This is a genomic window from Hyphomicrobium sp. (genome assembly GCF_019753045.1).
In the GTDB taxonomy this organism is placed as follows: Bacteria; Pseudomonadota; Alphaproteobacteria; order Rhizobiales; family Hyphomicrobiaceae; genus Hyphomicrobium_B.
In genome coordinates this window covers 176,306-195,271 of sequence record NZ_JAIELN010000007.1, presented here as the reverse complement: position 1 = coordinate 195,271, position 18,966 = coordinate 176,306, and the positions used below count along the sequence as shown (strand labels likewise).

At 58.9% G+C, this 18,966-nt stretch carries 15 protein-coding genes and 2 pseudogenes; 10 read left to right on the top strand and 7 right to left on the bottom strand.

Features of this window, described 5'->3' with window-relative positions; all coding sequences use genetic code 11:
- Nucleotides 1-99: 99 nt before the first annotated feature.
- The 7 genes from K2Q04_RS09565 to K2Q04_RS09535 all read left to right on the top strand — a co-directional run bounded on the left by K2Q04_RS09565 (nt 100) and on the right by K2Q04_RS09535 (nt 5,527).
- A complete protein-coding gene (locus tag K2Q04_RS09565) occupies nt 100-2,388 on the top strand; it encodes a heavy metal translocating P-type ATPase (protein WP_291162790.1) in 2,289 nt (762 codons plus the stop codon).
- Nucleotides 2,389-2,582: 194 nt separating this feature from the next.
- Nucleotides 2,583-2,978, top strand: a complete 396-nt coding sequence (locus tag K2Q04_RS09560; protein ID WP_291162491.1) for a hypothetical protein — start codon at nt 2,583-2,585, stop codon at nt 2,976-2,978.
- 29 nt (nt 2,979-3,007) lie between these two features.
- Nucleotides 3,008-3,298, top strand: coding sequence for a hypothetical protein (locus K2Q04_RS09555; RefSeq protein ID WP_291162489.1), 291 nt, complete (start codon nt 3,008-3,010; stop codon nt 3,296-3,298).
- A 38-nt stretch (nt 3,299-3,336) separates the two neighbouring features.
- Entirely contained in the window at nt 3,337-3,558 is a 222-nt protein-coding gene (locus tag K2Q04_RS09550) for a methionine adenosyltransferase (RefSeq protein WP_291162487.1), read from the top strand.
- On the top strand, nt 3,516-4,127 hold the full coding sequence (locus K2Q04_RS09545) for a LemA family protein (protein WP_291162484.1): 612 nt from the start codon (nt 3,516-3,518) through the stop codon (nt 4,125-4,127). The genes K2Q04_RS09550 and K2Q04_RS09545 overlap by 43 nt, the downstream gene beginning before the upstream one ends.
- A gap of 12 nt (nt 4,128-4,139) precedes the next feature.
- The gene (locus K2Q04_RS09540; protein ID WP_291162481.1) at nt 4,140-4,907 is read left to right on the top strand and encodes a YgcG family protein; all 768 of its coding nucleotides are present in this window, start codon (nt 4,140-4,142) and stop codon (nt 4,905-4,907) included.
- An 11-nt stretch (nt 4,908-4,918) separates the two neighbouring features.
- Nucleotides 4,919-5,527: a TPM domain-containing protein gene (locus K2Q04_RS09535; protein ID WP_291162478.1), complete on the top strand. Its 609-nt coding sequence runs from the start codon at nt 4,919-4,921 to the stop codon at nt 5,525-5,527.
- Between the two features lie 300 nt (nt 5,528-5,827).
- Here the strand turns inward: K2Q04_RS09535 and K2Q04_RS09530 are convergent, their stop codons facing one another.
- From K2Q04_RS09530 to K2Q04_RS09510, 5 genes and pseudogenes are all read right to left on the bottom strand, one after another.
- On the bottom strand, nt 5,828-6,937 hold the full coding sequence (locus tag K2Q04_RS09530; RefSeq protein ID WP_291162476.1) for an ABC transporter permease: 1,110 nt from the start codon (nt 6,935-6,937) through the stop codon (nt 5,828-5,830).
- Nucleotides 6,938-6,940: 3 nt separating this feature from the next.
- On the bottom strand, nt 6,941-8,083 hold the full coding sequence (locus K2Q04_RS09525) for an ABC transporter permease (RefSeq protein WP_291162474.1): 1,143 nt from the start codon (nt 8,081-8,083) through the stop codon (nt 6,941-6,943).
- On the bottom strand, nt 8,080-9,801 hold the full coding sequence (locus K2Q04_RS09520) for an ATP-binding cassette domain-containing protein (RefSeq protein WP_291162472.1): 1,722 nt from the start codon (nt 9,799-9,801) through the stop codon (nt 8,080-8,082). The genes K2Q04_RS09525 and K2Q04_RS09520 overlap by 4 nt, the downstream gene beginning before the upstream one ends.
- Before the next feature lie 3 nt (nt 9,802-9,804).
- Nucleotides 9,805-10,800: an efflux RND transporter periplasmic adaptor subunit gene (locus K2Q04_RS09515; protein WP_291162787.1), complete on the bottom strand. Its 996-nt coding sequence runs from the start codon at nt 10,798-10,800 to the stop codon at nt 9,805-9,807.
- A gap of 294 nt (nt 10,801-11,094) precedes the next feature.
- Nucleotides 11,095-11,370: pseudogene (locus K2Q04_RS09510) on the bottom strand (transposase); the annotation flags it as partial.
- 595 nt (nt 11,371-11,965) lie between these two features.
- On the opposite strand from K2Q04_RS09510, the gene K2Q04_RS09505 reads away from it, so the two are divergent.
- Entirely contained in the window at nt 11,966-12,817 is an 852-nt protein-coding gene (locus K2Q04_RS09505; RefSeq protein ID WP_291162469.1) for a hypothetical protein, read from the top strand.
- A 1,278-nt stretch (nt 12,818-14,095) separates the two neighbouring features.
- Nucleotides 14,096-14,263, top strand: a pseudogene (locus tag K2Q04_RS09495) (IS5/IS1182 family transposase); the annotation flags it as partial.
- Nucleotides 14,264-14,287: 24 nt separating this feature from the next.
- Here K2Q04_RS09495 and K2Q04_RS09490 read toward each other — a convergent pair.
- Complete coding sequence (locus K2Q04_RS09490) at nt 14,288-16,303, bottom strand: DUF4396 domain-containing protein (RefSeq protein ID WP_291162466.1); 2,016 nt, start codon at nt 16,301-16,303, stop codon at nt 14,288-14,290.
- A 709-nt stretch (nt 16,304-17,012) separates the two neighbouring features.
- On the opposite strand from K2Q04_RS09490, the gene K2Q04_RS09485 reads away from it, so the two are divergent.
- Entirely contained in the window at nt 17,013-18,149 is a 1,137-nt protein-coding gene (locus K2Q04_RS09485; protein ID WP_291162463.1) for a hypothetical protein, read from the top strand.
- Nucleotides 18,150-18,206: 57 nt separating this feature from the next.
- Here K2Q04_RS09485 and K2Q04_RS09480 read toward each other — a convergent pair whose 3' ends face one another.
- Nucleotides 18,207-18,905, bottom strand: a complete 699-nt coding sequence (locus K2Q04_RS09480; RefSeq protein ID WP_291162460.1) for a tetratricopeptide repeat protein — start codon at nt 18,903-18,905, stop codon at nt 18,207-18,209.
- Nucleotides 18,906-18,966 lie beyond the last annotated feature (61 nt).

Below are 18,966 nucleotides of genomic sequence, written 5' to 3'. Positions count from 1 at the left end.
TACTAAGGTCAAGCATACCCCCAGAGGGTACAAGAAAGGTCCAGAATTATGTCGGCAGACGTCCACGCGCACGGGCATCATGGCCATCAACACGGCTCGATGGAGGGCAACAAAGACCCCGTCTGCGGCATGACCGTGGACCCTCACACTGCCAAGTACCGGCATGTCCACGCTGGGCGCACCTATTATTTCTGCGCTGCACGCTGCAAGGAAAAGTTCGCCAGCGCGCCCGAGCAATACCTGACCCCTGAAACAAAGCCAGCTCGGCCTGTTCCGGAAGGCACGATCTATACTTGCCCGATGCATCCGCAGATCCGTCAGGTTGGTCCCGGCTCGTGCCCCATATGCGGCATGGCACTCGAGCCGGAACTCGTCACCGCTGGTCAGGGCGAGAATCCCGAGCTTGCTGACATGCGTCGGCGATTCTGGGTGGGGCTGGTTCTCTCCTTGCCCGTCGTTGCTCTGGAGATGGGCGGGCACCTCGCCGGTTTGCATCAATGGCTCGGGCAGCAGACGTCGAATTGGCTGCAGCTGCTGCTCGCCACGCCCGTCGTGCTGTGGGCGGGTTGGCCCTTTTTCGTGCGCGGCGTTGCCTCGGTTCGCACCGGCAATCTGAACATGTTCACGCTCATTGCCATGGGTACCGGCGTAGCATGGATTTACAGCATCGTTGGCACGGCGCTGCCGGATCTGTTTCCGTCCGCCATGCGCGGCATGGACGGATCGGTCTCTATCTATTTCGAGGCGGCGGCCGTCATCACCGTGCTCGTGCTTCTCGGCCAGGTTCTCGAGCTCAAGGCGCGCGAGGAGACGAGTGGCGCCATTCGGGCGCTGCTCGATCTTTCACCGAAAATGGCGCGACGCGTTCGAGGGGATGGCACAGATGAGGACGTGAGCCTCGATCAGGTGCAGGTCGGCGACCAGCTGCGTGTGCGTCCAGGCGAACGTGTCCCTGTCGATGGGGCCATCGTCGATGGTCGAAGTTCGATCGATGAGTCGATGGTGACGGGCGAGTCCATGCCCGTCACAAAGGCGGCAGGTGACCAAGTCATCGGCGCCACGATGAATCAATCGGGCGGCTTCGTAATGCGAGCCGACAAGGTCGGGCGCGACACGGTGCTGGCGCAAATCGTTCAGATGGTGGCCCAGGCACAGCGCAGCCGCGCGCCAATTCAACGGCTTGCGGATCAGGTCTCCGCCTGGTTCGTGCCGACCGTCATTGCGGTGGCAATCCTTGCCTTCGCGGCGTGGGCAATCTGGGGACCAGAGCCACGGTTCGCATTCGGTCTCGTCGCAGCCGTTTCGGTTTTGATCATCGCCTGTCCGTGCGCACTCGGTCTCGCCACCCCTATGTCAATCATGGTCGGCGTTGGGCGGGGCGCCCAATCCGGCGTGCTGATCAAAAGTGCCGAGGCCCTTGAACGTTTTGAACGGGTCGATACGCTCGTCATCGACAAGACCGGCACCCTGACGGAAGGCAAACCAAGCGTCGTCGCGATACGAACGACCGGTCTCGATGAAAACGAGCTGCTCCGCCTGGCCGCCAGCGTCGAACGCAACAGCGAGCACCCGCTTGCCGCAGCCATCGTGCGGGCGGCGAAGGACCGGGGGTTGTCACTGACGGCGCCTCAAGATTTTGACTCTCCAGTGGGCAAAGGCGTTACGGGATCAGTCGACGGGCGCAAGCTGGTCATTGGTAACAAGCGGATCATGAGCGAACTCGGGGTCAACACCGCCGATCTTGACAAAGCGGCGGACGAGTTGCGCGGCGAAGGGGCCACCGCGATCTACGTCGCCGTCGACAAGCAGGCCGCCGGCATCCTGGCTATTGCCGATCCCATCAAAGTCACCACGGCCCAAGCGATCTCGGAGCTGAAAGCCGCCGGGATTCGCATCGTCATGCTGACCGGTGACAACGCGACGACAGCGCGGGCGGTCGCGCAGAAGCTCGGAATTTCGGATGTCGAAGCGGAAGTGCTGCCCGAGGACAAAGGAAAGATCGTCGCCCGATATCGTTCCGAAGGACGTGTCGTCGCGATGGCCGGCGACGGTGTCAATGATGCGCCGGCGCTGGCGGCCGCTGACGTCGGTATTGCGATGGGGACCGGCACCGATGTTGCCATGGAAAGCGCGGGCGTCACGCTGCTCAAGGGGGATCTGAACGGAATTGTACGAGCGCGCCGCCTTTCTGCGGCGACGATGGGCAACATTCGGCAAAACTTGTTCTTCGCCTTCTTTTACAACGCGGCAGGGATACCCGTGGCTGCGGGTGTTCTCTATCCAATGTTTGGGGTTCTGCTGTCCCCAATCATTGCGGCCGCAGCCATGGCCCTTTCCTCCGTCAGTGTCATCGGTAATGCGCTGCGGCTAAACCAGGTACGACTGTGAAGTGTTGCTGCGCACATCTCAAAGCTTTGACGAGTCCATTATGGACAGCTTCCGCGAGCATAATCTTGCGTGATTTTTCGCCGATTTTTGACCGGCATCAAGGTTTTCACCCGCGCCAAATGGAATTCAATCAAGTAGGTCCGTGCGGCATAGAAAGCGCGCACTCGCGGACCAGGTAACCAAGGAGAACAACCGTGAAAGCTCTGATGAACGTATGCGTGGTTTCGGCAATGCTAGCTTTGCCGGCCGCTGCCTTCGCGCAAACCGACACAACACCGAAAACCGACACATCACAGAAAGCCCCGGCCGGCATGAACTGCCCGATGATGGGAGATATGCAGAAGAACATGGGCGTCATGATGAAGGATATGAGCGCCATGATGAGCAGCACCAGCGACCCATCCATGAAGACCCAGATGCAGAAGATGCACGACCAGATGGGAACGATGATGGGGAATATGCAGAAAATGGGCGGCGGAATGATGGGTGGCGGCATGATGCAAGGCGGCCAAAAATCGGGCGACGCACCAACTACTCCTGCATCGCCCACTGATGAAGATCACAAAGCTCATCATCCGGAGCAGCAGTGACGTCGTCATCTCTTCAGAGGAGACACATCATGACAAAATCCGATCCTCTTCCTTATCTGCCAACAATGTTTGCCACCTGCATGCTGTTTCAGGTGATCTACGTGCTTTGCGTAACCCTGTGGGGCTTCTTCCCCGAACTCAAAGGCCATGCCCTTTTGGTCGACATTTTCCCGCAGTTCAAACTGCTGGACATTCCGAGCTTCCTATATGGCCTGATCGCCAGCGCCATGTATGGCTGGTTCGTCTCGGCGGTGTTCGTGTTCTTTTACAATCTGTGGCCTAGCTTTGCGCGCCTCATCTGGGGCCGGGCAACGGTGTAGCCGTGAATCTCGAGGTTATCGCTCATAAAGGTCCGACGATGAGCGAAACCTCATTCGAGGTCGTGGAAAGAAAGGGTCGCGGCCATCCCGATACTATCTGCGATCTTCTGGCCGAACATGTGTCCTATGACCTTGGTCAGTTTTACTTGAGAGAATGCGGCCGCGTTCTTCACTACAACGTCGGGGCGATCGGTGGCAGCCGACAAGGAGAATTTGCATGTCTGCCTCTTTCACAAGCCTCTCGCGATTTGCCCGGATAGCGATACTCGTGCCGCTTTTCGGACTGCTGGTGTCGGGATGCGGCATCAATACTATCCCGACTTACGAAGAACAGGCCAAGGCGAAATGGTCGGACGTGCTGAATCAATATCAGCGGCGGGCCGATCTCATCCCCAATTTGGTCGAGACGGTTAAAGGCTTTGCGCAGCAGGAGCGCACCGTGCTCGAGGCAGTAACTGACGCGCGCGCACGCGCGACGTCAGTCCAAGTGAATGCGGGTACAATCACCGACCCAGAAGCTTTCAAGAAATTCCAAGAGGCGCAGGCGCAATTGTCCGGCGCGCTCGGGCGACTGCTCGCGGTTTCCGAAAACTATCCTGACCTCAAGTCAAACCAAAACTTCTTGGCACTCCAGTCGCAGCTCGAAGGCACGGAAAATCGTATTGCTGTTGCACGCCGCGACTACATCGAAGCGGTGCGCCTCTACAATACGGAGCTTCGAACCCTTCCGGGTGTAATCTGGGCATCAACGCTCTACAGGAGCAACAAACCAATGCAGGAGTTTACGGTCTCTGAGGATGCAAAGCGGCTGCCGCAAGTGAAGTTCTAAGGGAGCGCGGTCATGCTCCGCCGTGCGATCTTCGTTGCCGCGGCGTGGATCTGTCTGGTCGGCGCATGCGCCGCGCAGACGCTCAGCTTTCCCGCGCTCACGGGGCGCGTCGTCGACGAGGCGGCCGTGCTTGACGCGGCAGAGCGCGCGGCGCTGACAGAGGCGCTGGCCGATCTTGAGAAGAAGACGACGGACCAGTTGGTCGTGGTCACATTGAAATCGCTTCAAGGCACTTCAATCGAGGACTATGGATATCAACTGGGGCGGCGCTGGCAAATCGGCCAGAAGGATAAGAATAACGGCGCGCTCCTGATCGTGGCACCAACCGAACGAAAAGTCCGAATCGAAGTCGGTTACGGACTCGAGGGCACGCTGACCGATGCCATCGGCAAATACATTATCGAGACTTCAATCCTGCCGCGCTTCAAGGCTGGCGATTTTCCCGGTGGCATCAAGCGCGGTGTCGAGGACCTTATCCAGGTGTTAAGCGGTGATGCTGAGGAATGGCAACGACGGGCCGCGCAAAGTATCTCACCCAACATCACGCAGCCTGACGATGTCCCGCTTTGGCTGGTGATCGTCATTGTTCTCCTAGGGGTCGGATTTCTGATCTTCTGCGCTACCGCAGGGGGCGCAAATTGCCAGGCGCTCTTGCAGGCTCTCTTACTGATACTCCTTTCGGAAAGCAGGTCATCACACGGGCGATCGTCCCGGTCGGGCGGCGGCTTCGGCGGCGGCGGCGGCACGTTCGGCGGTGGGGGCTCGTCAGGAAGCTGGTGAAGGAAGAAAGAATGATCGCCGACTCTGACAAGAGACGCATCACGGATGCTATCCGAAATGCGGAGTCGGGCACCGCCGGAGAAATCTTCTGCGTTGTCGCTCGGCATTCAAGCGACTACCGACTGGTGCCGATCGCATGGGCGGCAGCAATAGCCTTGTTCGCGCCGTTGCCGTTCATCTATCTAACGAGATGGTCCGCGGCGACCATCTATCTGTCGCAACTTATCGCCTTCGTGATTGCATCTATCGGCCTATCGCATCCGAAACTTCGATTCCACGTCGTACCGCGACAGGCCAAGCGAGATCGGGCGCACGCTGAGGCGATGCGTCAATTTTTTGCTCAAGGATTGGACAAGACCGAGCATCGCACCGGCGTGCTCATCTTTGCCTCTACGGCCGAACGCTATGCGGAGATCGTCGCAGACGCCGGGATCAACGAAAAAGTCTCGCCCCAGGTCTGGGATGACGCAATTAATGTATTGCTTACGGCGATCAAAGTTGGCCGGCCTGCCGACGGCTTTGTCGCGGCGATCGAACGATGCGGAGCGGTTCTCGCCGCTCATTTTCCGCCGGGCGCACTGAACCGCGATGAGTTGCCTGACAAGTTCTTAGAGATCTAACCTACTCCACTCCGATGGCGCCCATCCTGCAACCAGCTTAATAATTTTCGCTACCGCCGTAGGCTATCCGGCCGGGACCGACTGGCAAGAACCTGCACGCGAACGACTCGGTCTCGCTGGCTAGTGCGCGTTGACAAGCTGCGTCAAAGTACTGCTCGCGGCTCGATTCTGCTTTCGATCCTGCCTCCCGCGTAGAGTCAGGCGGCAACACTGTTGAGACATTAACCCGCATTTCCCAAATGGCCGGGTTGTCTGCTGCCCACGGGAGATGTCGACCGCGACTCCAAGAAATCCTGAGACCTACCCTGTCTTTTCCCGAAAGAGCCAAGTCGCAGCGGATAGCGTAACCACTGCAATCAGTGCCAGCGGCCAAAGGTGAGTCGCAATGACGTCGATGGGCAGATCCTTTAGGAAGGCGCCCTTCGCTATGACGACGAAATGGCGGACCGGGTTTGCGAGCGTCAGCGTCTGCAGCCAGTCCGGCATGTTTGAGACAGGCGTTGCATATCCCGAAAGAAGGATCGCCGGGGCGAGAAACATGAAGTTGCCGATAACGGCTTGCTGCTGGGTCGAGGAGAGCGACGATATGAACAATCCGATCCCAATGATGGACAGGAGATAAACGATCATCGACCCGTAGAGCAGCAACATCGATCCTTCCATCGGCACCACAAGCACGTACATCGCGATCAGCATGACAATGGTGGTTTCGGCCACAGCGATCACTAGCGCCGATGCGGCCTTGCCAGCGAGGATCTCTAAGGAGGTCAGCGGTGAAACGAGAAGTTGTTCGAAAGAGCCGAGTTCCCGCTCACGAGCGACGGACAGAGCAGATACCATCATGCCAACCGAAGTCGTCAGTACCGCAAAGAGGCCTGGCACGGTCGACCAAAGCGTATCGGAATTCGGATTGAACCAGGTCCGCGCCACGACAAAGCTTGGCGGACCGCGCAGGCTACCCAGTCGGGCGAACTCCGCGTTCAGACGATCGACGATCTCGACAGTATAGCCCTGGATGATTTGCGCAGCGTTCGAGCGCCGGCCGTCAAGAAGGAGCTGAACCTGAACCGGCTGCCCTGCCGTAAGCCTGCGCGAGAAATCCTGAGCGATGTGTAAGACCGCTGGTGCCTCACGGGAATCAATGGCCGGGGCGATATCGGCTACGCCCTCAAGCCGCATGACTTGCGAGAACTGAGGCGAGGCCTCAAAACGCGAGATCAACTCGCGCGATAGCACACTACGATCCTCATCCAACACGGCAAGGGGCACGTTTTTCACCTCCTGCGTCGCGGCGAAGGAGAAGATCAGCACTTGGATCATCGGAGAAATGAGAAGAATGATCCGGTTGCGACGGTCGCGCCAGTTGGCGAGAAGCTCTTTAACGATCAGGGACCACAAGCGGGGGCGCATATTTCAGTCGAGCCTTGTTTTGGTCTTTGAAGCTGTCAGGGTGATGTAAATGGAAGCGATGATCGCCATCCCGGCGAGGTTCGGCCAGATGACGCTCCACACGTTGCCTGCGAGGAACAGCGTCTGAAGGCCAGAGACGAAGTATCTGGCTGGCACCGCGTACGAGATGATCCTCAGCGACAAGGGCATGCCAGCGATCTCGAACACGAAACCCGACAAAAAAAAGCTCGGCAGGAAGGCGGAGATCATCGTGCTCTGGGCGGCGACGAGCTGATTGCGGGTCAACGTGGAGATCAAGAGGCCCTGGGCCAGCGCTGTGGTGAGGAATACAGCCGTCATCAGCGCGAGCACGGCGAACGACCCGCGAAATGGCACTTTGAACAGGAACAAGGCCGTGCCTGTTGCGAGTGTCATGGTGATCATGCCGAGTACGAAATACGGAATGAGTTTACCTGCCAGAATGTCGATAATGCCAACGGGCGTTGCGAGCAACGCCTCCATCGTACCGCGCTCCCATTCACGCGCGACAACGAGGGCTGTGAGGAGGGCGCCGATGAGCATCAGAATGATCGCAATCGAGCCCGGTACGAGGTAGTGATGGCTGGAAAGCTCCGGATTGAACCAGACGCGCGGCACGACCGTGAGGGGCACGGTCACGCGTTCGCCGCGCGCGATGGCCTCCTGGGTGAGCCAGTTTCCCCAAACGCCCTGAAGGTAGTTGCGCACCAGGGTCGCCTTGTTCGGGTCGCTGCCGTCGACGATGACCTGAATCGGCGCGCGGTCGCCGCGCGCGGCCTGAGCGGCAAAATTGGCCGCTAGGATAACAATCCCGTCGATCCGTCCAGCGACAAGATCGCTGTCGAAGTTGTGCCGATCACGAGCCGTACGCGCTGCGAAGAGGGGCGAGTTCGTCAGCGAGGCCGTGAAGCTGCCCGTCTCCGGTGTCGGATCCTCGACGACCAGCCCGATCTCGATACGCCGGGCATCGAAGGAGACGCCGTAGCCGAACAGGAACAGTAGTGTCAGTGGGAGGATCACCGCGATGACAATGGTACTTGGGTCGCGGATGATCTGGCGTGTCTCTTTGCGAATCAGCGCACCGATCCGGCGGAAGCGGTCGGTGGATTGCAACGCCAACGGCATCATGCGACTGCTTTCTGGTCGTCCGCCTCGACGAGCGCGATGAATGCATCCTCGAGCGTCGGATCGGAAAGCGCTGGCGTCCGTACGCTGGCTTTCAAATCGTCGGGAGATCCGGTTGCGATTACGCGTCCTCGATAGATGAGCGCGATGCGATCGCAATACTCGGCCTCATCGAGGAAATGCGTCGTCACCATCACCGTAACGCCGCTGTGCACGAGCGCATTAATATGTGCCCAGAACTCACGACGCGTTAGCGGATCGACGCCCGAGGTCGGCTCGTCGAGAAAGAGCACTGGCGGCTCGTGCATGACCGCGCATGACAGCGCCAAGCGTTGCTTATAGCCAGCCGGCAGCGTTCCGGCGTTCGTGTCGAGGTATCGCTTCAGACCGAACGCGTCCGTCACGCGCTCGACGGCGCGCCGACGGCCTGCACCCGTGAGCCCATAGACCCCGGCGAAGAACTCCAAGTTCTGCGCGACGCTGAGATCTCCATAGAGCGAAAACTTCTGCGCCATATAGCCGAGCCGGTTGCGCGCGGCGGATGTCTGAACCGCGACGTCGAGGCCGGCGACGCGCGCCTCGCCTGAGGTCGGGCGCAGGAGGCCACACAGCATCTTGAAGGTGGTCGATTTGCCGGCGCCATTCGGCCCGAGCAGACCGAAGATCTCGCCCCTCCCAATTGCGAAAGAGATGCGGTCAGCGGCTGTAAACGAACCATAGCGGCGGGTCAGCTCTCTCGCTTCGATGACAGGGCCGGCGCTCCGCGTCGCAGGGTCCGCCGCTGTTGGGAGACGGGACACCGCCGGGGTGGCGCTGCCCAGCAGGTTGACGAAGGCGTCCTCGAAACGAGGCGGCGTTGGAACGACCTCCAGCGAGAGACCCTTGAAGTCTTCGGCGGAAGGGGGAGTCGCTCCCGCCGCCAGGACGATGCGGACATTCGCGCCCTGGATGACGCCGTCTATGACGCCGGGCATCTTGGCCGCGGCCGCGAGCACGGCCCGGCGCCGCTCTCCGGCGTTGCGTACGTGGAAACTCCGTCCGGCCATGCGACTCGTGATCTCGGACGGCGTTCCTTCATAGACCAGCCTGCCATCGTTCATCAGGAGCACGCGTTCGCACCGCTCCGCTTCCTCGAGATAGGCCGTGCTCCAAACGACGCCAATGCCTTCACTGGTCAGGGTCCGGACCATGCGCCACAGCTCGCGGCGCGAGACCGGATCGACGCCGGCGGTCGGCTCATCGAGTAGCAGCAGACGCGGCGTCCGGATGAGTGCGCAGGCCAGCCCAAGCTTTTGCTTCATGCCTCCTGACAATGCGCCCGCAATGCGGCCCGCGAAGGGAGCGAGGCTTGTGAACGTCAGAAGGCGGTCGAAGGCGGAACGGCGGTCTTCTCCGATAACCGCGCGCAGGTCAGCATAGAGTGACAGATTCTCGAGAACCGTCAGATCCTCGTAGAGCCCGAATCGCTGTGGCATGTAGGCGACGAGATCGCGGACCTCGGAAGCCTCGGAGATAGGATCGCGTCCGCAGACGCTGAGCGTGCCCGAATCCGGTTTGAGCAGGCCCAAGATCAAGCGAAGCAGCGTCGTCTTGCCCGCGCCATCGGGTCCGGCGAGACCAGTAATCCCTCCGCCCATAATCGTGGTGGTCATTTCAGCAATCGCGGCGGTCGCATCAAACCGCTTCGAAACGCCATCGAGCCGGACCAATGCCTCGCTCATGGTTCAGCTTCCGTTTCCAGTCTTCACTAGGACCGTGACCGGCATTCCTTGGAGCAGGCCGGCAGTTTCCCCGTCGACCACAACGCGAAGGCGGTAGACCAGGCTCGTGCGCAGTTCCTTGGTCTCCACCGACTTCGGCGTGAACTCGGCGACCGGTGAGATGAAGCCGATCTGCCCGCGATAAGTCTTGCCCCCGTCGGTTCGCACGTCGACGGACATGCCAGGTACGATGCGCCCGAGGTCGGGCTCGGACACGTAGCTGCGCACCCAGACGGGCGAAGTTACGGTCACGGCATAAACCGTCTCGCCGGTAGCGACGATGGCGCCGGGCTCGCGGACGCGGGTCAAGACCACACCGTGGCTCGGGGCGATCAGATCGGCATCGGTCAGCCGGCGCTCGGCTTGCGCAAGAGCCGCATTCTCGGCTTCGAGCTGACCCTTCGCAGCATCAATGTCCTCGCGGCGAGGGCCGATCTCAGCGAGTTTCAAGGTCTCCTGAGCGGACTTCAGCGCCGCCTGCGCCTGCTGGGCCGCCGCGGTTGCCTCATCATGCCGTTGGTGAGGGGAAACACCGCGACCGGCAAGATCTTCCTGCCGGTTTAGCGTCGCTTCGGCTAGCGCGACGCCAGCCTCACGCTCGGAAACAGCGGCGCGCGCTTGAGCGACCTCTTCCGGCCGGGTGCCGTTCTCGAGCCGCGCTACAACAGCCGTCTGGGCAGCCTCACGTGCGCGAGCCAGCCTTACCTCGTCGGCGAAGTAGGACTTCTCCAACGAGGCAACGATCTTTCCGGTCTCGACCTTGTCACCCTCGTCGACCATCATCTCGGCGATGCGGCCAGCGACCTTGAAGCTCAGGTTGACCTGTCGGACGTCGACATTGCCCTGAAGGACGATCACGCCGCTCTCGTTGGAGCGAAAGCCAAGAAGACCGCTCCACGCGACAATGGCCAGGATGACGATGGTGAGGCCCGCTGCTATCGCCACTCGCTTGTCGAACACGTTCAAGGTCGCCTCTAGTTCAGATCTAGTTACCTAACTAACTCATTGACGTCGAATTCGCGTTGCCTTGCGCATGCGTCAGATCAATCACTGGCGTCTAGTCTACCGATATTGCCCTCAACAAAAAGGTGTCCGTCGTCGACGATACTTAGTTCGTCGTCTATGTCAGCTCCAATCTGGCGCGAGCATTTCTTGAAGAAATCCATAACGTAGGACATGCGTGTGATCATCGCAGTTCCCACCTCATCGCTTTTGGGGCTTGATCAGCCCCGACTGAGTGGCCCAAGTGGAATGTTAGTTCACAGCGCCTCCATCGGCTAGAAGCTGCGTGGACGACGGAGCGGCCGGAGGCTGCGTAGGTGGCCATGCAGCCATCGTCGGCACGAAGACCTCGGGCGCTGGTGGCTTGTAGCTGAGTGAAGCGTGTGGCCGGACGGCGTTGTAATGGCGTCGCCAGCTTTCGATGACGATCTGGGCCTCGCGGAGCGAATAGAAGATTTCTCCGTTCAGCAGCTCGTCTCTGAGCCGGGCATTGAAGCTCTCGACGTAACCGTTCTCCCACGGACTTCCTGTTGCCTCGCTAAACTATTGTGCGCTTTCTAAGCAGCCTAGCTGCACGATTTTCAACCGTTCTGTTTCAGCGGTGAGGACAAGATGCAACCGACACAAAAAACAAAACAATTGATGCGTCTTCTCAGCGTGGCGTCGCTCGCAACAACTGCCTTGAGCGCGAGTTCAATTGGTGCGGGAGCGTTCCCTGCGTTGCTGACGCCCAATCTTAGGTTCGACGGCTACAGCGTCCACCAGGTCGACAATCGTACGTATCGACACTGCCATAATCATACGCGCTTCGTCTATTGCGTGCGAAAAGCAGGTGAGCCCCGCGATGCCGTTATCCGCCTTGAACCGCCCCCGTGGATGAACGGCGATCGTCTTATCGCAGTCGATGAACCACCAGGTTCCTTCCCTTGCGTAAGCGCGAGGAGTTCTAGGTATGTGGCTGAAACGCAACCAACCCAACTACAAATCCGCATCGTAGGATCGCAGTAAACTCTGATTGTTGACATATGAAGTAGACATCCTATTCCTGCCTCCGGGGTTCCGAATATAATCGCCATAACGCGAGATGTTGCGGTCGCAGTTGGGGGAACGAATGCGAAATGTAATGGCATTGAGTTGCGTGCTGGTAACCGCGACGGTGATTAATGCGGCGAACCCGGCACGCGCCGGCAACGACGCCAACTTCGTGCTCTATAATCAACACTTGGAGGAGAAGGGCGAGACCGAAATTGAGGTCTTTTCCGATTTCGCGCAAGTTGGACAGGGCGAGAAGGACTACACCACGCAACTCTTCGAAATCGAATATGGCGTCACAGATCTCTGGACGACAGCCGTCTATCTTGAGGGCGCGAAGACCTACGGTGAGAACTACGACTATGCCAGTTTCCGGTTTGAGAACCGGGTCCGCCTGTTCAAGGAAGAGACATTCTTCAATCCGGTGCTTTACGCCGAGTACGAGCAGAAGGAGCCGGAAAGCCGGTTCATCACATCTGTCGTTGGGCGGACGGATACGCCGGAAGGTCCGGCGGGAACAGAACATGAGCTTGAGACAAAGCTCATTGTCGGACACGACATCACCGATCGCTTCAACGTCGCCTTCAACTGGATCAACGAGATCAAGTTCGACAATGGAGTCTGGTCCTTCGGCTATGCCGCCGGATTCAACTACGTCCTCATAAAATCAGGATTGGAAGCCGAGGAAGACGCTCGCGAAAAAGCCGAGAGCGAAAGATGGGATCTTGAGAAGCTGACGCTCGGCGTCGAGTTTTATGGCGGGATCGGCGACTCGGTGCGCGGTCTTACGTTCGATTCAGACAAGACGCAGCAATACGCGGGCGTCAATCTAGAGGCCGAGTTCGAAAATCATCTTCACGCCGGCATCGGCGGCGCATTCGGCCTCACGAAGGATAGCCAAGATGCGATCCTCCGCCAGACGGCCGGCTACGAATTCGAATAACATCCAACGCATCGGGAGTATCACGAGCAGGCCTCACAGCTCAGTTCAATTGTTTCTAGCCGTCGGCGCTTGCGCGGGGCGGTTGCGGCGGCGACGTTCGAAGCAGCCCGAGCGGCCGATGCGATCAAAATTACAGCGTCGGGACATCGCTGCGAACAGTCCGGCTGTTTCGGCGTCGAGGGTCGGCGGCAAACGTTGCCGTCGGGACCATAGGCTTGCCAGAGGCAGCCGGCGAGCACGCTCGCCAGCAACGACACACCCGCCGGTAACTAGGTTGAAGAGGCCGACAGCCGTCCCGCGCAGATCGTCGGGCGCGGTGTCGGCCACAAGCGAAGGGTGCCACAAATACGTTGTTGAAGGCTATGCTAAGGAGTAGATTCGATGATGCAGGATGCCTTGGGTGGCATGATGTGGGGAATGGGCCTCGTCGGGGCTACTCCATTTGTCGTGCTCGTTCTGGCGATTGCGGCCCTGGCGAAATAATCGGACTCTCGATGACCTTGCACCGCATTATACTCGTCGTTTTGCTCTCGTTTACGACGGCCTTTGCGTCGATGGCTAGCGTTGCGATGGCCAAGCCGTGCACGATAACGGTGGAAGTGAATGCCGGGCATTATTCGGTCTGCCCTTGCAACGACATGCTTGATTGCAGGTCGATGCCGCAATGCAGAACAGCGGTCGGATGCGCAAACCACTGCTTTGCCGGCACTGCGATCCTGACTGATAGGGTGAGCCCGTTCACACCTACTCGTCAAGCGGTGCCGTCGCGATACGTCCTTGAACTGCAGTCGCTCCTCATAAGACCGCCCATTCCGCCTCCCCGAGGTTGAACCTTCACGCCGAATTCGACGAGCGGCAACGCTCGCAAAGAATGCTGCGCGCATAAGCGCGCGGCAGGTGAAGATATTCAAAACTCGGGAAAATCGAAAATGTTGAAATCTCTGATCGGAGCTATGCTCCTAGGTGCGGCGACTGTGACCGGTTTCGCCGGACTGGCACAAGCGGGCTATCAGCAGTGTGCGATGCCAATCACGCGGGGCGGCTGCTCAAGCCCAATCCCGCAACCGCAACCGTTGCCACAAACGCCCCATCCGAAGAGCACTTAGACGTCTCTAGTCCAGGCCCGTGGCTTTGCTGCGGGCCTGTCAGCAGTTCAGTATTAAACGCAGAGAGCAGAGCTTAGAAAACTGCGCGGCAAATCTTGTTCTCCGGTCGTGGCATCCATCAGTCGACACGCGTCGGCTCGGCAATGCCGCAAACGATTATGGATATGGACATGCCGATCGAGGTTACTTCAACAGCCCGGAGATCCTGGCCTGCCACGGAGCGAGGATCATCGCAACCCTGCAAAAGCCGATGACTTCGGGCGCCAAGTTGGAGGGTCGCATCGGCAAGCAGGACTTTGTCTATCGGCCCGACGAGAACGTCTATCGCTGCCCGGCTGGCCCTTAGCATCTACAGCAGTTTTGCTCAAATTTTTGGATCACCGGCCACGTCGATGTCCATCATCAGGCCGCCGCCCCCCTGCTGTTCGGCGTTGTTGTTGGTCGTGTGGTGCGAGATGTGGCAATGAATCATCCATTTCCCGGCCTTGAGCGCTGTCCAGATTACGTCGTAGCGTTGCCCGGGACCGACATTGATGCTGTCGGCCTTGAAGCGGGCACCCGGCGCGAGCGTCTCGCCGTCGCGAGCAACCACCAGGAACGGGCCGCCGTGGATATGCATGGGATGAATGAAACCGCTGCTGGAGCCGATGAAGCGTATCTTGACCGTTTCTCCGACCTTCATCTTGATGGTGTCGGTCGAAGGATAGGCGCGACCATTGATAGTAAAATAGTTCGGCATGCCGCCTTCCATCGGCATCGCCGGGTAAGTCAGGCCGTCTCGCACTAGCCATTCTTGCAATTGGATCGTGTAATCGTGGTCCGCAGCAATCTCGTCGGCGGGATTTTCCGGGTCGATGAGGATCGCGCCATAAAGCCCCAGGGCTTGCTGCCGGTCGACGTGATCGTGCGAATGATAAAAATAGGTCCCCGACTGGACGGCGGTAAATTCGTAACTGTAGCGTTGGCCGTTTTCGATTGGCGCTTGCGTAATTTTAGCTGGTCCGTCCATGACGTTGGGCAGGATCAGTCCGTGCCAGTGCACGGTCGTCGAATCCGGCAGTCGGTTGGTCAGGTTAATCCGCACGCGATCGCCTTGGCGAAAGCGCAATGTGGGTCCCGGGACTTGGCCGTTGTAAGCGAAGGCATTGACCGAGATCGCAGGCAGTATTTGCCAGCGGATGACGGAGGTTTCCAGATCAAAGACTTTGACGCCGTTTTCGACGCGCGGCTCCAGCACTCGCGCCCCATGTCGATCCAGGCCGTAATTTGCGGTGACCTGACGTGGGTCGACGGCCGCCATGTCGAGCATCGCGGCGGCCGAGGTTTCCTGGGTCATGATCATGCCTGGCGGCATTATCGCCCCGCCTACTTCTTCTGCGGTCAGTCGCAAGTTGAAGAAGGCTGCAGGCAACGTCATGCCCGCGAGCAACATTAGCGACGAGAATACGGTGACGGCAACCAGCTGCGGTCGAGTCGCACCGATCTGCATGTGCCGACTGCCGCTCTGCATAGAACTTCCGCTCGGGTGATTTAGGTGCTCGGCAGCGGCCACCGGAATCTGTCTTTGCAGAGCCCGATCGTGCGGCTGCGCGCCCAAGGCTGATGACTCTGCCATTTGCATGTCAGGATGCACGCCGCCGGTGTGGCCCGGCGATTTCTCATCACGGCGGGCTTGGGACGGCGGGCTCTCCTGCATTGGTCCGGGCGTGGAGTCTTCGCGCACGGTCATGAGCCCGTGCTTCATTCCGCGCGAGACCATCCATACGTTGACTGGATAGGCAACAGCGAAACCAGCGACGATCCCGAGCGACATTACCACCCAGAACAGCGGCTCTCCCGGCCACATTGCGCGCATGTCGCGCCCCATCATGAGGTAAATCATGACAGGTGCCATCCCGGCCATCATGCAGTTCATGGAAATCAGTTCAGGCAGGAAGCTGCGGCGAACATTCTCGACGTAACTGCCGCCCATAATCTTGCGCATGAACAGAGCCTGGAAGATCAACAATCCGAATAGGAACCCGGCGGCGTACTCAACGATCAAATCGATCCACATTGGCAGTCCGACCAAGGCGGTAACCAAAGCCGCAACCACGATGCCTGTGGCATCGCCGGCGACACAATGAACAGTGGATCCCACACCCTGCTTCCAAAGCGGCTTGATGAAATCTTCGTGGCCGCCTGGTTGGGGTTCTTTGTCTGCCATGACGTACAGCAGCAGGCCAATCGGACCCATATAGAGGGTCGTTAGGACAAAGCCCCATTTCATTACGGGGGGTTCCGGGTTTCCATTAAACTGGTCCCACGCCACATAGGCGGCCGACAGGACCGCCAAGATCAGCCAAGCGTAGACGAAAATATCGATCGGTTGAATCAGCATTGGGTATTGTTCCTTGGTCGGATCGCTGTCTGCCGGCGGAAGATGCTGCAGGGTTCGTCATTCAAGCTCGGCGTTGGTTCCAGGTTACCGGTCGGACGCGTCAGCGAGCAATGCGATTAAGTTCTCCAGCGCGATCACGCGAATGCGAATAAGCGCCAACTTGTCGGCTCAATAAACGAATATCGCAGGTCGCCGAAAATTAAGAACTCTTCCGGGCCGAGAGGCTTTTCGCCACCCTCGTTGCCCCCGCTTGGAAGCGTATCGTTGTTCTTTGACACGATCTTTCTCCTGGGGATTCTAAAAATTTGCGCGGATCACTTTAGACCCACAGAAGAAGCGAGTTCCAGCCGGCATCTCCTCACGCTCACTCCGCTCGGCCTGCTAATGGGGCGGCGGCACGATCTTCTTAGGATTGTCCGATAAAATTGATGGTACGTTTCGGTGATGTGACTGGTCGCCCTATTGCTCAAAAAATAGCTGCCCCACACACATCGACTGCATTAAAGGAGCGAGCATGAACGCAGAATTGGTGCACAATATCGAACAGCGCAACACCGACTGTGCCTGCGTCACGCTGGATATCGCGGCTCTGCGGCAAGCGGCCGAAGGCGTGGTGAACGATCCCGGATTTTTCCGCGAGCTTTCCGAGACGCGTCCCTATTTGTTGGCGGCGCAGCCGTTGTTCTTGTCTCCAGCTCACGCCGAACAAATGCAGACGATCATTCGCGGCATCGAGACGGTTGCCGGTCTTCCATCCTACCAATCCGCCGTCTTGAACTATGCGCCCGAGATCGCACGCTTCCGGCCCGGGCCCATCGGGGTCTTCATGGGCTATGATTTCCATTTGGGTCCGGACGGTCCAAAACTTATAGAGATCAACACCAATGCCGGTGGCGCTCTCATCAACGCCTACCTGTTGCAGGCTCAACGGGCTTGTTGCAATGAAGCGGCAATCTCCGCTGATATGCCTTGCGATCTGCCCGCCCTTCTCGACCGGTTTATGTCCAGCTTCGAACGTGAATGGCGCCGTCAAGGTCGGACGAGCCAACTGCAATCGATCGCGATCGTTGATCAGTCGCCAAGCGAGCAATATCTCTACCCGGAATTCGTGCTGTTCCAGAGGATGTTTGAAGCCCACGGCATAACGGCATTCATCACGACTCCGGACGCATTGTCGCTGCGTGACGGCGCGTTGTGGCACGCCGGGCAGCGTGTTGATCTCGTCTATAACCGTCTCACTGATTTCGACTTGGGCCAGCCGGAGTGCCAAGCCCTTCAAAACGCCTATCTGGCCGGCCAAGTGGTGTTAACGCCCAATCCGCGCGCACATGCTCTGTTTGCCAACAAGAAAAACTTAGTCGTCCTTAGCGACGAGAAAGTCCTGCGGCAGTGGGGCGTCGCGGAGGAATTGATCGCGACGTTGCTTAACGGCATACCTCGGACTGAACTCGTAAAGCTCGCCGAGCCTGAAGAATTGTGGAGCCGCCGCAGCAAGCTGTTCTTCAAGCCGAGTGCAGGTTTCGGCAGCAAAGCGGCTTATCGTGGCGACAAGGTCACCCGCAAGGTATGGACCGAGATCTTGACCGGAGATTACGTGGCGCAGGCGATTGTGCCCCCAAGCACCCGGACGATTTCGATCGATGGTCAAATCCAGGCCATGAAGGCGGACCTGCGGAATTACACCTACGCCGGCCAGGTTCAATTGATTGCCGCCCGCCTTTACGAAGGGCAAACCACCAACTTCCGGACACCGGGCGGTGGATTCGCGCCGGTCTTCGTCGGTAACGGAGCGCAACCGCGCGCGTGTACCAAGCCCGAGTCCCGAGAGGCGGAATCGAACCCCTAAGCTTGCGAGGAATGAATTTGATTGCAAGGACAGTTGCTGTGCCATTCAGGCAAGCAACTACTTTGTGTGCGCTGTTTTTTCCAAAAGTCTCAGAGCACTCAGAGCCCCCTCATGTTGTGGATTCAGTGCTAGGGTTTTTCGGAAGTCTACCGTCGCATCGGCCGCGCGGCCCATGCGGAAATAGACAATGCCGCGATTAAAGTAGGCGGGAGCGTACGTGGGATTTAGGTGCACAGCCGCCGTGAGGTCCGTCAAAGCGCTATCGAGGTCGCCCCTGCGGCTATAGACATTCCCGCGATTGAAGTAGGCCCCCGCAAAGTTCAGGTCGAGTTGGATCGCCTGGGTGTAGTCCGCAAGCGCCTGGTCTTCGTCTCCGAGCGACATGTAAACGTTTCCGCGATTACTGTAGAGGCCCGCGAGATTCGGGTTCAGCGCGATTGCCTTATTGAGGTCGGTGAGCGCGTCGCCATGTTTACCGACTGTTTCGGATGCGTTGGCGCGGTAGGTGTAAGCAGTGGCCAAATCCATGGGCGCCGTCATACCGCTATCAATGACGATGCTACAGCCCTCTATCGCCCGCGCTGGATTGCCGGACCTGCAATCGGTCACGATGTCCGCGACTGCGGTTCGTGAGCCGGCGATAAGCAAAAGCCAAGCCGCCAAAATGCAGGCCGTTCGGCGCGTCGGCTGCGCCATGGCGGTCCGCTTTGGCGCAACTGAAGCGTGGATGTTTTCGTTGTTAGCGTCAGTTGGCATGCCGTCCCTCACCGCTGAAACAGCGTGATTGAAATTTGCACGAATCGCGGACGGCCGACGG